Source organism: Frankia sp. Hr75.2 (assembly GCF_949319125.1).
Taxonomy (GTDB): Bacteria; Actinomycetota; Actinomycetes; order Frankiales; family Frankiaceae; genus Parafrankia; species Parafrankia soli.
The window spans coordinates 40554-54797 of the sequence record NZ_CASGGV010000286.1; the positions used below are offsets into that span (position 1 = coordinate 40554).

General features: G+C 75.0%; 12 protein-coding genes and 1 riboswitch. All 12 genes read left to right on the plus strand.

The genetic code is table 11. The features are described from left to right. The first annotated feature begins 106 nt into the window (after positions 1–106). Positions 107–237, plus strand: a riboswitch (FMN riboswitch). Positions 238–362: 125 nt separating this feature from the next. The 12 genes from AC559T_RS19755 to pheT all read left to right on the plus strand — a co-directional run bounded on the left by AC559T_RS19755 (position 363) and on the right by pheT (position 14240). After that, positions 363–1046: a riboflavin synthase gene (locus AC559T_RS19755; RefSeq protein ID WP_498869679.1), complete on the plus strand. Its 684-nt coding sequence runs from the start codon at positions 363–365 to the stop codon at positions 1044–1046. After that, positions 1046–2473 carry a bifunctional 3,4-dihydroxy-2-butanone-4-phosphate synthase/GTP cyclohydrolase II gene (locus AC559T_RS19760; protein ID WP_498869680.1) on the plus strand — a complete coding sequence of 476 codons (1428 nt, stop codon included), beginning with the start codon at positions 1046–1048 and terminating at the stop codon, positions 2471–2473. Before AC559T_RS19755 ends, AC559T_RS19760 begins: the two co-directional genes overlap by 1 nt. Further along, complete coding sequence (gene ribH / locus AC559T_RS19765) at positions 2470–2952, plus strand: 6,7-dimethyl-8-ribityllumazine synthase (protein ID WP_071064863.1); 483 nt, start codon at positions 2470–2472, stop codon at positions 2950–2952. The genes AC559T_RS19760 and ribH overlap by 4 nt, the downstream gene beginning before the upstream one ends. Positions 2953–3374: 422 nt before the next feature. Then, positions 3375–5111 carry a MinD/ParA family ATP-binding protein gene (locus AC559T_RS19770; RefSeq protein WP_498869681.1) on the plus strand — a complete coding sequence of 579 codons (1737 nt, stop codon included), beginning with the start codon at positions 3375–3377 and terminating at the stop codon, positions 5109–5111. A gap of 142 nt (positions 5112–5253) precedes the next feature. Next, the gene (locus tag AC559T_RS19775) at positions 5254–6444 is read left to right on the plus strand and encodes an SseB family protein (RefSeq protein ID WP_498869682.1); all 1191 of its coding nucleotides are present in this window, start codon (positions 5254–5256) and stop codon (positions 6442–6444) included. A 571-nt stretch (positions 6445–7015) separates the two neighbouring features. Then, positions 7016–7537, plus strand: coding sequence for a translation initiation factor IF-3 (gene infC / locus AC559T_RS19780; protein WP_326828233.1), 522 nt, complete (start codon positions 7016–7018; stop codon positions 7535–7537). A gap of 100 nt (positions 7538–7637) precedes the next feature. After that, positions 7638–7832: a 50S ribosomal protein L35 gene (rpmI, locus tag AC559T_RS19785; protein WP_020459339.1), complete on the plus strand. Its 195-nt coding sequence runs from the start codon at positions 7638–7640 to the stop codon at positions 7830–7832. 76 nt (positions 7833–7908) lie between these two features. Further along, positions 7909–8289 carry a 50S ribosomal protein L20 gene (gene rplT / locus AC559T_RS19790; RefSeq protein ID WP_020459340.1) on the plus strand — a complete coding sequence of 127 codons (381 nt, stop codon included), beginning with the start codon at positions 7909–7911 and terminating at the stop codon, positions 8287–8289. A gap of 20 nt (positions 8290–8309) precedes the next feature. After that, on the plus strand, positions 8310–9242 hold the full coding sequence (locus AC559T_RS19795) for a TrmH family RNA methyltransferase (protein WP_498869683.1): 933 nt from the start codon (positions 8310–8312) through the stop codon (positions 9240–9242). Continuing rightward, positions 9239–10465, plus strand: a complete 1227-nt coding sequence (locus tag AC559T_RS19800; RefSeq protein WP_112108728.1) for a sensor histidine kinase — start codon at positions 9239–9241, stop codon at positions 10463–10465. Before AC559T_RS19795 ends, AC559T_RS19800 begins: the two co-directional genes overlap by 4 nt. A 90-nt stretch (positions 10466–10555) precedes the next feature. Continuing rightward, positions 10556–11668 carry a phenylalanine--tRNA ligase subunit alpha gene (pheS, locus tag AC559T_RS19805; protein WP_241831698.1) on the plus strand — a complete coding sequence of 371 codons (1113 nt, stop codon included), beginning with the start codon at positions 10556–10558 and terminating at the stop codon, positions 11666–11668. Between the two features lie 4 nt (positions 11669–11672). Beyond that, on the plus strand, positions 11673–14240 hold the full coding sequence (gene pheT / locus AC559T_RS19810; protein WP_498869684.1) for a phenylalanine--tRNA ligase subunit beta: 2568 nt from the start codon (positions 11673–11675) through the stop codon (positions 14238–14240). Positions 14241–14244: the final 4 nt, after the last annotated feature.

A 14244-nucleotide genomic window follows, 5' to 3' on the forward strand; every position in this document is an offset into this window, starting at 1 on the left:
GGGGGCGTCCCGCGCGGTTTCCCGGTGGGGATGACGTGGATTACTGTCCGCGCCCCGAGCGTTCGCGGCGCCCGTATGTCAGACTTAACCGTGTACTAACAACAGCACGCGCGCTCCGGGGTCGGTGAAACTCCGAGCCGGCGGTGACAGTCCGCGACCCGTCCGCCCTTGTGGCGGCCGGTTGACCTGGTGGAATTCCGGGACCGACGGTGAAAGTCCGGATGGGAGGACGCGCGCGGGGCACCGCTGTGCCGGCCACGTGCGCGTGGCCGTCCCGGCGTGGGTCGGCGCGGGCGCGTCGGCCCTGACCCGCGTCGCCTTCTGATGTCCCGGACGTGCCGGGACCGGAGGTGCGGGGTCGGATGTTCACCGGCATCGTCGAAGAACTCGGCGTGGTGACCGCCATCGAGCCGCGGCATGACGCCGCGTCGCTGACCGTCGAGTGTCATGGCGTACTCGATGACGTGACGCACGGCGCTTCCATCGCCGTGAACGGGGTCTGTCTCACGGTGACCTCGTTCGTCCACCCCCCGGACGGCGCCGCCGGCGGGGACGTATCTGGGCCGGCCGGTTCCTCCGGGACGGCGGCCGGCGGCTTCACCGCGGACGTGATGCTCGAGACGCTGCGCAGGTCCGCCCTCGGTGACCTCTCGGTCGGGGACCGGGTGAACCTTGAGCGCCCCGTCCGCCTCTCCGACCGGCTCGGCGGGCATCTGGTGCAGGGGCACGTCGACGGTGTCGGCGTCGTCCTCGAGCGGGTGCCGGCCGAGCACTGGGAGGTCGTCCGCGTCAGCCTGCCGCCGGGGCTGGACCGCTACCTCGTCGAGAAGGGCTCGGTGACCGTGGACGGGGTCAGCCTGACCGTCGTCGACGTCCGCGCCGCGGCCGGCGGTGAACCGGCCAGTTTCTCCGTCAGCCTCATCCCGACCACCCTCGCCGCGACGACGCTGGGCACCCGCGCCGTCGGTGACAAGGTCAACATCGAGGTGGACGTCGTGGCCAAGTATGTCGAGAAGCTCCACGCCGACCTGAACGGATCACACTGATGACCACGAACCCGGTGACCACGAACCCGGCCGGCGACTCCTCGGCCGCCTCCCACCCGACGGCGCCCGCCTCCCACCCGACGGCATCCGACGAGGCGTCGGTGAGCTTCGCGACGATCGAGACCGCCATCGCCGAGATCGCCGCCGGCCGGCCGGTCGTCGTGGTCGACGACGCGGACCGCGAGAACGAGGGCGACCTGATCTTCGCGGCCGAGGCGGCAACGCCGGAGCTGCTCGCCTTCATGGTCCGGCACACGGCGGGGGTCGTCTGCGTACCGCTCGACCCCGCGGAGGTCGACCGGCTCGACCTCGACCAGATGGTCCCGCAGAACACCGACCGGATGGGCACCGCGTTCACGATCTCGGTGGACGCCCGCTCCGGCGTCACCACCGGGATCTCCGCCGCTGACCGTGCCCGGACCATCCGGCTGCTCGCCGACCCGGCCACCCAGCCCGGCGACCTGACCCGGCCCGGGCACATCTTCCCGCTGCGGGCGAAGGAGGGCGGCGTGCTGCGCCGGCCCGGCCACACCGAGGCCGCCGTCGACCTCGCCCGGCTGGCGGGCCTGCGCCCGGCCGGGGCGATCTGCGAGATCGTCAACGAGGACGGCTCCATGGCCCGGCTGCCGGAGCTGACCGCCTTCGCCCGCGAACACGGCCTGGCCCTGATCTCGATCGCGGACCTCATCGCCTACCGCCGCCGGACGGAGAAGCAGGTCGTGCGGGTCGCCGAGGCCCGCATCCCGACCCGCTACGGCTCCTTCCGGGCCGTCGGATACCGGGGCACCCTGGACGGCGTCGAGCACATCGCGCTGATCCGCGGCGAGGTCGGTGACGGGGAGAACGTCCTGGTCAGGGTGCACAGCGAATGCCTGACCGGGGACGTCTTCGGCTCCCAGCGCTGCGACTGCGGCAACCAGCTCGACGCGGCGCTGCGCGCGGTGGCGGCCGAGGGCCGAGGTGTGGTGCTCTACGTGCGCGGTCACGAGGGCCGCGGCATCGGCCTCATGCACAAGCTGCAGGCCTACCAGCTCCAGGACGCCGGGCACGACACCGTCGACGCGAACCTCGCCCTCGGGCTGCCGGCCGACGCCCGCGACTACGGCACCGGCGCCCAGATTCTGGTGGACCTGGGCGTGCGCGGGCTGCGGCTGCTGTCCAACAACCCGACGAAGCGCGCGGGCCTGGAGGGCTATGGGCTGCGCATCGTCGAGCAGGTGGGGCTGCCGGTGACCCACACCCCGGAGAACCTGCGCTACCTCACGACCAAGCGGGACCGGATGGGCCACGACCTGCCCGGCCTGCCTGACCTGCCGAAGGTCGTCGGCGGGGACGAGACCGCCGGCGCGCACGAGGCCCACCGCTGGCCGGTGACGGCGGCCCCGGTCGCCGACCGCGCGGACCGGGCCTGCGAGGAGGCCCGATGAGCGGCGCCGGAGCACCCGCCGAGGAGCTGCCCGACGCCAGCGGGGTGCGCCTGGCGATCGTGGCCACCCGGTGGCATGTGGAGATCACCGACGCGCTGCTCGCCGGCGCGCTGCGCGCGGCGAAGGACTCGGGCGTCACGGCCACGCCAACCGTCGTGCGGGTCTCCGGGGCCGTCGAGCTGCCCGTGGTCGTCGCCGCCCTGGCGGCGCGCCACGACGCGGTGGTGGCGCTGGGCGCGGTGATCCGCGGCGGCACCCCGCACTTCGAGTACGTCTGCCGCTTCGTGACGGACGGCCTGGTGCGGATCACCCTCGACGCCGGGGTGCCGGTCGGCTTCGGCCTGCTGACCTGCGACACCGTTGAGCAGGCCAGGGACCGTGCCGGCCTGCCGGGCTCGGCGGAGGACAAGGGCCGCGAGGCCACCCTCGCCGCGCTCGACACCGCCGTCATCCTGCGCGGCATCGGCGCCCTCACCTGACGGGCCGCCGCGGCGCGGCCGGCCGCGGGTAGCCGCCGGCCGTGCCCTCGCCGGGGCCCGGCCACCAGTGTGGGCCCCCGGTGGGCCGTCGGTCGCCGGGCCGTCGTCACCGGGCGGTGACGGCCCGGCGTACTTGTGATGTCACACGTTCCGCGAGACTGTGGTTTCGAACCGTATCGGTGACCTCGCGCGGCAGGGTCTGGTGCGGCAGGGTCTGGTGCGGCAGGGCCTGGTCAGGTGCGTCGCCGTCGGGGCGTACGGTTGCCGCACGGTGGTGGTTGCGGGAGCGGGTCTGAGGGGGATCGCCGCGTCCGTGTCACCTCATGGCGAGGTTCCGGTGCGACAGGTCGGCACCGGCGGTGGGCGGGGGGCTCACCACCGGTGCCGACCTTTCGGACGGTCGACACACATGAGGTGGGGACATGCAGGTGACGGGCCACGGGTCTGAACGTGACGCGGCCGGTGGGCCGTCCTCGCGCGATTCGGGCTCCGAGGGGTCCGACTACCCGGGAGCGGGCCGCGACCCGTTCGGTGCCGAACCGGAGCCGGTGACGCCCGAGGCGGGCGGCGAGAGCGACTCCGAGGGCGACGCCCGCCCGGTCTCCCTGCTGGGCATGCGGATGTCGCAGGAGACCCAGCCCGGCCGGGCGACGGTCAGCCGCCGGCAGACCCGCAGCCGCCCGCGCCCGCCGCGGCCCGAGCCGGGGCGCGGCGCACCGCCGCCGACTCCGCCGGCCGTCCGGCGGACGCCCGCTTCGCCCGCTCCGGCCGGCCCGCCCGCGGTCCCTCCGCCCGCGGCTGCCCCACCTGACCGGCACCAGGCGCCCCCGTCCGACCGGCAGACACCGCCTGACCGGCAGGTGCCGCCGGGCGCGCCCGCTCCCGCGCCGTCATCCGGTCAGCAGGCCGTCCCGCCGCCTGCGCCGCCGTCTGTCCGGCCGCCGTCTGCGCCGCCGCCGGCCCAGCCGACGCCGGCGCGGGCTCCGGCGCCCGGGCGGGCGGTGATCGAGGGCGAGGCCACCGCTCCTCTGCCCAGTCCCGCCCCGGCGCCGTCCGCGGGCGGGTGGACGCCCGACGTCGGGACCGCCGCCACACCGACCGGGGAGCGGCCCCCGGCCCAGTGGGAGCGCGCGGCGTCCTTCGGATCACTGCCCACCCTGCCGCCGTCGGTCCCGCTGCCGCCCGCTCCGCCGCCACCGCCATCCCCAGCACCGCCGCCGCCGAATCCGGCCCCTCGAGCACCCGTGCCGTCGCGAGCGGTGGAACGGGTGGCTCCGGCACCCGCCGTGCCCCGGCCGGCCGCGCCGCTGCCGGCCGCGTCCGAGACGCCCCGGCCGTCGGCCGAAGTCGTTCCCGCTACGGACCGGCGTCCGGCGGTACGCGCCCTGCGGGTCCTGGTCGGTGGGTTCGGTGGCGGCTGCGGCCGCACGACGGTGGCGGCCGGCCTGGGCATGGCGCTCGCCGCGCGCGCCCACTCCCGCATCGCCGCCGTCGACGCCTGCCCGGACCAGTACGGCATGCTGACCCAGCGGGTCGGTCTGCGGCCGCGCCGGGTCGGGCTGCGCGAGCTGGCGGGGGCCCGGCCCCCGGTCGCGTCGCTGACCGAGCTGCGGCGCTACCTGGCCGCCGACGGTCCGGGCGGGCTCGAGGTGCTGCCCGGCGTGCACGATCTCACCGCGCCCGGCCTGGCCGGCGACGAGCTGGCCGCGGCCCTGGACCTGCTTGCCCGGTGGTTCCCGGTGGTCATCGCGGACGGGCCGTCGGGATGGAGTCAGCCGGTGCCGGCGACCCTGCTCGCGCGCAGTGATCTCGTTGTGGTCACCACCCGGGCCGGCGAGGCCGAACTGGCCGCGACGGACGACGCGCTCACCGCGCTCGGCGGGGCCGGCCGCCGCGACCTCGCAGCCTCGGCGCTCGTGGCCGTGGTCGAGACCTACCCCACCCGGCTGACCCGCGCCGCCCGGCAGCGCCTGGACGACCTGGCCGGCCGCGCCCGTCTCGTGGTGGTCGTCCCGTTCGACCCGGCGCTGACGGACAGCCGTCCGTTCGCCTGGCGGAGCCTGCGCAAGCGCACCCGGGCCGCGTTCGACGATCTCGCCACGGCCGTCGACCCGGCGTCCGTGGCGGGTCCGGGCGGCCGTCGGCCGGGCACCGGCTGAGCCGGTCGCGCGGGGTGGGGTCGGACCGGCCGAGCCGGCCCCACCCCGCGCGACCGCCGGCGCCGGACACCTGGCCGCCTACCCCTCCAAAGGCGACGGGTGTGGTCCCGGAGCGCCACTTTCACGCACTACAGTCGATGGGGTGTCCCCCGACCTGCTGACGCCACCCGGGCAGGGTGACCACGGCCGTGCCGACTCCGCGTTGCTGGCGGCCCTGCGCTCAGGCGACCGTGCCGCGCTCACCGCGGCGCTTCCTGGCGCCCGGGTGTTCGTCGGGGTCGAGGCCCGGGCTCTCGCCACCGACGCGCTGACCGGCGCGGACAAGAAGAGCGACATGGTCCTGGTCACCCTGCGTACGCCGTCAGGCTCCGGTGCGCTGCCGGTGTTCAGTGCGGTGGACGTGATGGCGGCCTGGCGCCCCTCGGTGCGCCCCGTTCCCGTGACGCTGCCCGACGCGTGCGCGGAGGCCGTCCGGATGGGCCTGGCCGCCGTCGTGATCGACCTCGGCGGCCCGGCCCCGGTCACCCTGGACGTCCGGCCCGCCGCCGGGGATGTCGGCGGCGGGGTCGGCCGGCGTGGCCCGCGGCCCTTCGGTGGCGGCGAGGGCATGTGGATCTCGTCGGGCGAGCCGGGGACGTCCGCCGCCATGCGGGGCGCGGCGGGCCCGGCGACCGCTGGCGCCGACGGCCACGCGGACGAGCTGATCGTCGCGGCAGACTCCGGGGGTGGTCTGCTCCGCCCGCGCCCGGTGCCGCTCGGCGCGCGGGGCCGTCGGCGGATCCGCGCCGCGCTCGCCGGCCTGCCGCCGGAGACGGAGGTCTGGCCGGCGGAGCTGGCGGAGTCGATCGGGCAGCGCTGGCCGGCCCGCCCGGTCCTCGCCGTCGCGGTGAACGGCGCCGCCGGCACCGCCGCTGCCGCCGTCGGTGCCGCCGCGGCTGGTGCCGCGGCTGGTGCCGGTGCCACCGCTGGTGCCGGGGACGCCGCGGGCAGGGCCGGGAGCCGGGACGCCGTCGACCGCGGGTACCTCGAGAATCCAGGCGACACGGAGAATCCAGACGGCCCCGGCGATTTCGGGGGTGCGGGGGATTTCGGGGACACCGGGGCTGCCGGGGGCGCCGCTCCCGGGGGCGACGACATGATCACCGAGATCGTGCGCCGGCTGCGCCTGCTGATCGAGGACGGGCCCGGCGGATCCGCGGCGGGCGGCGGGAGCGCGGAGGCCGCCGTGCTCGTCGTCGACCCCACCGAGGTGCCAGCGGTGCGCGCCCATCTCGGCCGCGGGGTGCGCCCCCCTCGGCGTTCGCTGTTCCGCCGTCGGGACGGCCGCGCCTGACCTGTGGCCGCGTGGCCGGCGCAGGTCGGTCGGGTCCGAGTGGACATCCCGCGGGCCCGGACCCGCTCCGCCGCGGTGCCCGGCCGGCCGCGGCGCCGGGGTGGGGCCGTGCCACCGGGGTCGGCGTTGATCGGTCCTGCCGGGCATCTCTGCTACGCTGGACCGTAGACCGCCTGATGGCGGGTCCTGGGGTCGTGCTTGGGCGCGACATGTCACTGAGGTGGCAAGGTCACTTAGTTGGCAAGGCCACTGACGTGGCAGGGTCACCAAGGTGGCAAGGCCACTGCGGTGGCAGGCGTCCCGACGGCACGTCGCTCGGGCCCCGTGATCGGGTCAAAGCGGGGGTTCGCCCTCCACCCGTCGTCGCCGCGGAACAGTCAGCCGGCTGGTCGTTAATTCGACCGGCTCGCACGCGGTGGCCGGGTCGCCGGTCGGCCGAGCCGTTCCCACGGCATTGTCGGCCGGGAGTCCGGGATGTCCCGGGCTTGGTGCTCCGCTGCGGTGAGGTCGTGCCCGCGCGTCGAGCCACGGAGGAAAGCACATCAGCACAGAGTCACGTATCAATGACCGGATCCGCGTTCCGGAGGTTCGCCTCGTAGGTGCGGAGGGCGAGCAGATCGGCATCGTCTCCATCGGGGAAGCCATGCGCCTGGCGCAGGAGTCCGACCTCGACCTCGTCGAGGTGGCGCCGACTGCCCGTCCGCCGGTCTGCAAGCTGATGGACTACGGAAAGTTCAAGTACGAGTCCGACCAGAAGCGTCGCGAGGCTCGTAAGAACCAGGTCCAGACGGTCATCAAGGAGATGAAGCTCCGACCGAAGATCGATCCGCACGACTACGAGACCAAGAAGGGTCACGTAGTGCGGTTCCTCAAGGCCGGCGACAAGGTCAAGATCACCATCATGTTCCGAGGTCGGGAGCAGTCCCGTCCCGAGCTCGGCATCCGGCTGCTGCAGCGGCTGTCGACCGACGTGGCCGACCTTGGCTACGTCGAGGCCCAGCCCAAGCAGGACGGCCGGAACATGACGATGGTCATGGCCCCGCACAAGGGCGCCAAGCCCCAGCGGCTCCCGGAGTCCGCCAGCCAGGTGTAGGTCACGCCGGGCGAAGTCGCAACGACGTGCACACAGCACGGATACCTCGAACAGGCGCGCCAGCGGCGCGTGCCCGCAATCCACCCACAGGGACACGATCATGCCCAAGATGAAGACCCACACCGGTACCGGGAAGCGGTTCCGCGTCACCGGCACCGGCAAGATCATGCGTCGGCGCGCCAACCGCGCCCACCTGCTCGAGCACAAGACGAGCCGCCGCACCCGCCGGCTGTACGACGAGGTCCCGCTGAGCTCCGCGGACAACCGGCGCATCAAGCGCCTGCTGGCTCGCTGACAGTTCCGCCTCCGCCGACGCTCCCTGGCGGGGTCCGGGGGCCGGAAGTGAACGAACGAAGGAGACAGGTGCCCTCATGGCACGCGTGAAGCGGGCGGTCAACGCCCAGAAGAAGCGCCGCGAGGTTCTCGAGGCCGCCAGCGGTTACCGGGGCCAGCGCTCGCGGCTCTACCGCAAGGCCAAGGAGCAGATGCTCCACTCGATGACCTACTCCTACCGGGACCGTCGCGCGCGCAAGGGCGACTTCCGGCAGCTGTGGATCACTCGTATCAACGCCGCGGCGCGGGCGAACGGTCTGACCTACAACCGCTTCGTCCAGGGCCTGCGGCTGGCCGGTGTCGAGGTGGACCGCAAGATCCTCGCCGATCTCGCCGTCAACGACGCGGCCGCGTTCGCCGCCCTCGTCGAGGTCGCCCGCGCGGCGCTGCCCGCGGCGGCCGAGACCTCGGCCGCCTGAGGCACCACGGGCTTCCACCGGTGTCGCCTCGCCACCCGCAGGGCCGCTCCGCGGGCCGGCCGACAGCCCTCGCCGGCGGCCGGTCCGGGCCGGCGGCCGGCGGCCGGGCCGCCCGCCCGTCGCCCGGGCGGGTGGACGGGCTGCGCTCGGCCCGGGTCGCCGCCGCCCGCCGGCTGCGGCGGCCGGCGGATCGCCGCGGCGAGGGGTTGTTCCTCGTCGAGGGCGCGCAGGCGGTCACCGCGGCGCTCGCCGTGGGTGCCCTGGTGGAGCTCTTCGTCGGCGAGTCGGCGGCGGAGCGGCACGCGGACCTGCTGGCCGCGGCCGACCTGCCGGTCCGGCTCGTGACGGACGCCGCCGCCGCGGCGCTGTCGGAGACGGTGACCCCGCAGGGCCTGGTCGGCGTCGCCGAGCTGCCCCGCCACGAGCTGGCGGATCTGGGCCGGCCGCGCCTGGTCGCGGTCTGCGAGGGCGCGAACGACCCGGGGAACGCCGGTACCGTGATTCGCTCGGCCGACGCGGCCGGCGCCGACGCGGTCGTGTTCACCGGGAACAGCGTCGACCCCTTCGGGGGGAAGTGCGTCCGGGCGTCCGCGGGGAGCCTGTTCCACCTGCCGGTCGTGGTCGCCGAGGACGGCCCCGCGGTCGTCGGGGCGCTGCGCCGGGCCGGGTGCCTGGTGCTGGCGGCCTCGGGCCACGCGGCCCGCGACCTTGACGACCTGGCCGGCGTGGGCACGCTGGCGGGGCCGACGGCCTGGGTCTTCGGCAACGAGGCGAGAGGCCTCACGCCGGCGACGGCGGCGTCCGCGGACGCGGCGGTGCGGGTACCGGTGTACGGTCAGGCCGAGTCGCTGAATCTTGCGGTTGCGTCAGCGCTGTGTCTGTATGCGTCGGCGCGGGCGCAGAGAATGGTCGGGTCCGCTACGTCCGGCGCCGGGGGAGGTGGGGCGCATTGACGCGCATCGTCGCGTCCACTTCCGGGCATTACGTCGCGGACGACGACCAGATCGTCGGTGTACCGGACGTCGGTGTCACGGAGGGTGACGCCGTAGCCGCCGGTGTCCCCGACGTCGGCGCCACGGCGCACGGGGCTGGTGAGACCGAGACCGAGACCGCGGAGGAGTCGGTGGACGTGCTTTCTCCGGCGGCCCTCGACCTGCTGCCCGACCCGGTGGTCGTCACCGACGCGACGGGCACTGTGGAGCTCTTCAACGCCGCCGCGACGAAGATGACCGGGCTGTCCGCCGGGTACGCGGTCGGTCGGCACGTCACCGACGTCCTGCCGCTGCTCGACGAGCGGGGCAACGACTGGTGGGAGTGCTCGCAGCCGAGCCGCGAGCTGCCCCGGGTCACCGGGCAGCCCGAGCGCCGGCTGACCTACGCCGGTCCCGCCTCCGACCATGACTTCAACGTCACCACCCGGTTCACCCGTGTCGAAGGCGCCCTCGTACGGGTCGCCGTCTGCCTGCGTGACACGGTCAGCCGGGAGCGGATCGAGCGCAACCGCGCCGATCTCATCGCCACGGTCGCGCACGAGCTGCGCTCGCCGCTGACCAGCGTGAAGGGGTTCACGGCGACCCTGCTCGCCCGGTGGGACAGATTCACCGACGAGCAGAAGAAGCTCATGCTCAACACCGTCAACACCGACGCCGACCGGGTCACCAGGCTGCTGACCGAGCTGCTCGACGTCTCCCGCATCGACGCCGGCCGGGTGCAGATCCGCAAGCAGATCGTGGACATGCGCGTCGCCGTCCGCCGGGTCGTCGAGGGCAAGATCGCGGCCGGCTCCGCCCCACCGGAGCGGTTCGCCGTCCGGATGGAGGGCGACCTGCCCGAGATGTGGGTCGACCCCGACAAGATCGAGCAGGTGCTCCACAACCTCGTCGACAACGCGTTGCGCCACGGCGCGGGTACTGTGACCGTCGTGCTCAGCGGTACGGGGACAGGCGCCGAGGTGACGGTCGGCGACGAGGGCGACGGAGTCCCGGAGGCCAACGCCACCCGGGTGTTCGCCAAGTTCTGGCGCGGCGCGAGCCGCGGGAACGGCACCGGTCTCGGGCTGTACATCGCCAAGGCGCTGATCGACGCGCACGGTGGGACGATCTCGGTCGGCAAGGCGCCGGGCGGCGGGGCGGAGTTCCGATTTTTCGTGCCCGCCGGTGGGCCCGTGTTCGGCTGAGGCCGCGTACGACGAACCACCGGCGGGCGCCCCGGAGAACCGACCCATCCATTCGGGCGGGCTGTGCCAGCCCGCCCACCGTCGATGAGGATGATCATCGTGCCCGCCCCCAACGAGACCGCTGATCCCGTGGATCTCGGTGCCCTGGATCCCGGACGGCTCGACGGTGCCGCGGCCGCTGCACTCGCCGCGATCGCCGGGGCCGACGACCTGGCCGCGCTGTCCGCCGTGCGCACCGCCCACGTGGACGGACAGCAGGCGCCGCTGATGCTCGCCCGTCGCGAGCTCGGCGCCCTGCCCCGCGAGCACCGGGCGGAGGCCGGCCGCGCGCACAACGCCGCGACCGCGAAGGTCCGGGCCGCCTACGAGGCCCGGCTGGTCGAGCTCACCGCCCGGCGTGACGCCGAGATCCTGGTCGCCGAGCGGGTCGACGTGACCCTGCCGGTCGACCGCCGCCGCCGCGGCGCCCGCCACCCGCTGAGCCTGCTCTCCGACCGGCTCACCGACGTCTTCGTGGCCATGGGCTACGAGGTCGCCGAGGGCCCCGAGGTGGAGCACGACTGGTTCAACTTCGAGGCGCTCAACATGGCGCCCGACCACCCCGCGCGCAGCGAGCACGACACGCTCTACGTCGAGCCGGCCGCGTCCGGCCGGCTGCTGCGCACGCACACCTCGCCGGTGCAGATCCGCTCGCTGCTGTCCCGCCCGCTGCCGGTCTACGTGGTCTGCCCCGGGCGCACCTACCGCAACGACACGATCGACGCGACGCACTCGCCGGTGTTCGGCCAGCTCGAGTGCCTCGCCGTCGACGAGGGCATCACCATGGCCGACCTGCGCGGCACCCTCGAGGTGTTCGCCCAGGCGCTGTTCGGTTCCGGACTGTCCACCCGGCTGCGGCCGTCGTTCTTCCCGTTCACCGAGCCGTCCGCCGAGCTGGACGTCCAGTGCTTCGCCTGCCGTGGCGACGCCGCCCGCCAGCCGTGCCGGGTCTGCTCCGACGAGGGCTGGATCGAGGCCGGCGGCTGCGGGATGGTCGACCCGAACGTGCTGCGGGCCTGCGGGGTCGACCCTGCGCGCTACAGCGGTTTCGCCTTCGGGATGGGCCTGGAACGGGCCGCGATGACCCGGCACGACGTCCGCGAGATCCGCGACTTCGTCGACGGGGACGTCCGCTTCGGCCTGCCGTTCGGAAGCGAGGGCTGACCCGGTGAGAATCGTGATGTCGTGGCTGCGTGAGCAGGTCGGCGGCCTGCCGCCGGCGAAGGCCGTGGCCGACGCGCTGATCCGCGCCGGTTTCGAGGTCGAGGGCCTGGAGACCGTCGGTGGCGACCTGGCCGGCGTGGTGGTCGGCGAGGTGCTCTCGATCGAGGTCGTCGCGGCGAAGAAGAAGGACGTCCGCTTCTGCCGGGTGCGGGTCGCCGAGCTCGGTGAGCCGGGCGGGCCCGTGGCATCCGGGTCGGGGGAGGCGGAGCCCGGTGTGCGCGGGATCGTCTGCGGCGCGTTCAACTTCGAGGTCGGCGACCGGGTGCCGGTCGCGCTGCCCGGCTCGGTGCTGCCCGGCGGGTTCGAGATCAGCTCCCGCAAGACGTACGGGCACGTCAGCGACGGGATGATCTGCTCGGCCCGGGAGCTGGGCCTCGGGGAGGACCACAGCGGGATCCTCGTCCTGCCCGCGGGTTCCCGGATCGGGACGGACATCGCCGAGCTGCTCGGCCTCGGCGACGAGGTGCTCGACATCGCCGTCACCCCGGACCGGGGCTACGGCCTGTCGGTGCGCGGCATCGCCCGGGAAGCGGCGACGGCTTTCGGCCTGCCGTTCGACGACCCCGGTGCCTGGGGCTCCGACGAGCCTGCCGCGACCGGCGCCGACTCCGCGGCCGGATACCCGGTGCGGGTCGAGGACACCGCCGCCTGCGATCGCTACGTCGCCCGGACGGTCAGCGGTGTCGACCCCGCCGCGCGCACCCCGCTGGACTGGTCGCGGCGGCTGTCGCTGGCCGGCATGCGGCCGATCTCCGCGCCGGTCGACGTCACCAACATCATCATGCTCGGTCTGGGGCAGCCCCTGCACGCGTTCGACCGGGCGAAGCTCACCGGCCCGATCGTCGTCCGCCGGGCCCGGGCGGGGGAGCGGCTGCTCACCCTGGACGGCGTCGACCGCGAGCTCGACCCCGAGGACCTCGTCATCGCCGACGACTCCGGGCCGATCGCGCTCGCCGGGGTGATGGGCGGCGCCGCGACGGAGATCTCCGCGGCGACCACCGACATCGTGCTGGAGTCCGCGCACTTCGACGCGGTGACCGTCGCCCGGACGGCCCGCCGGCACCGCCTCGGCTCCGAGGCGTCGCGCCGCTTCGAGCGCGGGGTCGACCCGGCGCTCGCGCCGGTCGCCGCGCAGCGGGCCGTCGACCTGCTGCGCGAGCTGGCCGGAGCCACCGCCGAGCCCGGTGTCACCGACGTCGACCACCGCGCGGCGCCGGAGCCGATCGTGTTCCCGCTCGGCGAGCCCGAGCGGCTGGCCGGCCGTCCCTACCCGGTGGATGCGATCCGCCGCCGCCTCACCGACGTCGGCTGCCTGCTGCGCGACCCGGAGCCCGCCGAGGCGGCGGGTAGTCCGGGCGAGCCGGGCGAGCTCCTGGTGACGGCGCCGTCCTGGCGGCCCGACCTGCTCCGCCCCGCGGATCTGGTCGAGGAGGTCGTGCGGCTCGAGGGGTACGACACCATCCCGGTGACGCTGCCGCTGCTGCCCGCTGGGCGCGGTCTCACCGCCGCCCAGCAGATGCGGCGGGCCGTCGGGCGGGCGCTCGCCGCCGACGGGTTCGTCGAGGTGCTCACCCTCCCGTTCGTCGCCGAGGACGCCGCCGACGCGCTCGGCCTGCCCGCCGGCGACGAGCGCCGGGCGGCGGTGCGGGTGGCGAACCCGATCGCCCAGGACGCCTCCTACCTGCGCACCACGCTGCTGTCGGGGCTGATCGCCACGGCCGTGCGCAACCTCGGCCGCGGCCAGACCGATCTCGCGCTGTTCGAGAGCGGGCTGGTCTTCCGGGAGCCGGCGGGCGCGCCGGCCGCGGTGGTCACGCCGCCGGTCGACCGCCGTCCCAGCGAGGACGAGGTCACCGCGCTGAACGCGGCCCTGCCCCGTCAGCCGCGTCATGTCGCGGTGGTGCTCACCGGCCTGCGTGAGCCCGCCGGCTGGTGGGGTCCGGGGCGGGCCGCCGACTGGGGCGACGCCCTGGCCGCCGCGCATGCCGCCGCCGCCGCGGTCGGCGTCGAGCTGGCCGTCGCCGCCGGGGATGCCATGCCCTGGCACCCCGGCCGCTGCGCCGAGCTGTCGGTCGACGGCCGGGTCGTCGGGTACGCCGGGGAGCTGCACCCGCGGGTCCTCGGGTCCGCCGGGCTGCCGGCGCGCACCTGCGCGATGGAGCTGGACCTGGACGCGCTGATCGGCGCCGCGCTCGAGCGGCCGCCGGTCGCGGCTCCCGCGATCTCCACCTTCCCGCCGGCCGACCGTGACGTCGCGCTGGTCACCGCGGTGGACGTCTCCGTCGCGGCGGTGACCGAGGCGTTGCGGGCGGGGGCCGGAGACCTGCTGGAGGCGCTGTCGCTGTTCGACGTCTACGAGGGCGACCAGGTCGGCCCCGACCGCCGTTCGCTGGCCTTCGGCCTGCGCCTGCGGGCCCCGGACCGGACACTGACGGCGGCCGAGGCCAACGATGCCCGTGACGCGGCCGTCGCCGAGGCCACCAGCCGGACGGGCGCCGTCCTGCGCGGCTGACTGA

Coding starts and splice junctions, on each gene's coding strand:
- AC559T_RS19770 (WP_498869681.1), top strand. CDS start 3,375: ATGCAGGTGACGGGCCACGGGTCTGAACGTGACGCGGCCGGTGGGCCG.
- AC559T_RS19755 (WP_498869679.1), top strand. CDS start 363: ATGTTCACCGGCATCGTCGAAGAACTCGGCGTGGTGACCGCCATCGAG.
- rplT (WP_020459340.1), top strand. CDS start 7,909: ATGGCACGCGTGAAGCGGGCGGTCAACGCCCAGAAGAAGCGCCGCGAG.
- AC559T_RS19760 (WP_498869680.1), top strand. CDS start 1,046: ATGACCACGAACCCGGTGACCACGAACCCGGCCGGCGACTCCTCGGCC.
- ribH (WP_071064863.1), top strand. CDS start 2,470: ATGAGCGGCGCCGGAGCACCCGCCGAGGAGCTGCCCGACGCCAGCGGG.
- pheS (WP_241831698.1), top strand. CDS start 10,556: ATGATCATCGTGCCCGCCCCCAACGAGACCGCTGATCCCGTGGATCTC.
- rpmI (WP_020459339.1), top strand. CDS start 7,638: ATGCCCAAGATGAAGACCCACACCGGTACCGGGAAGCGGTTCCGCGTC.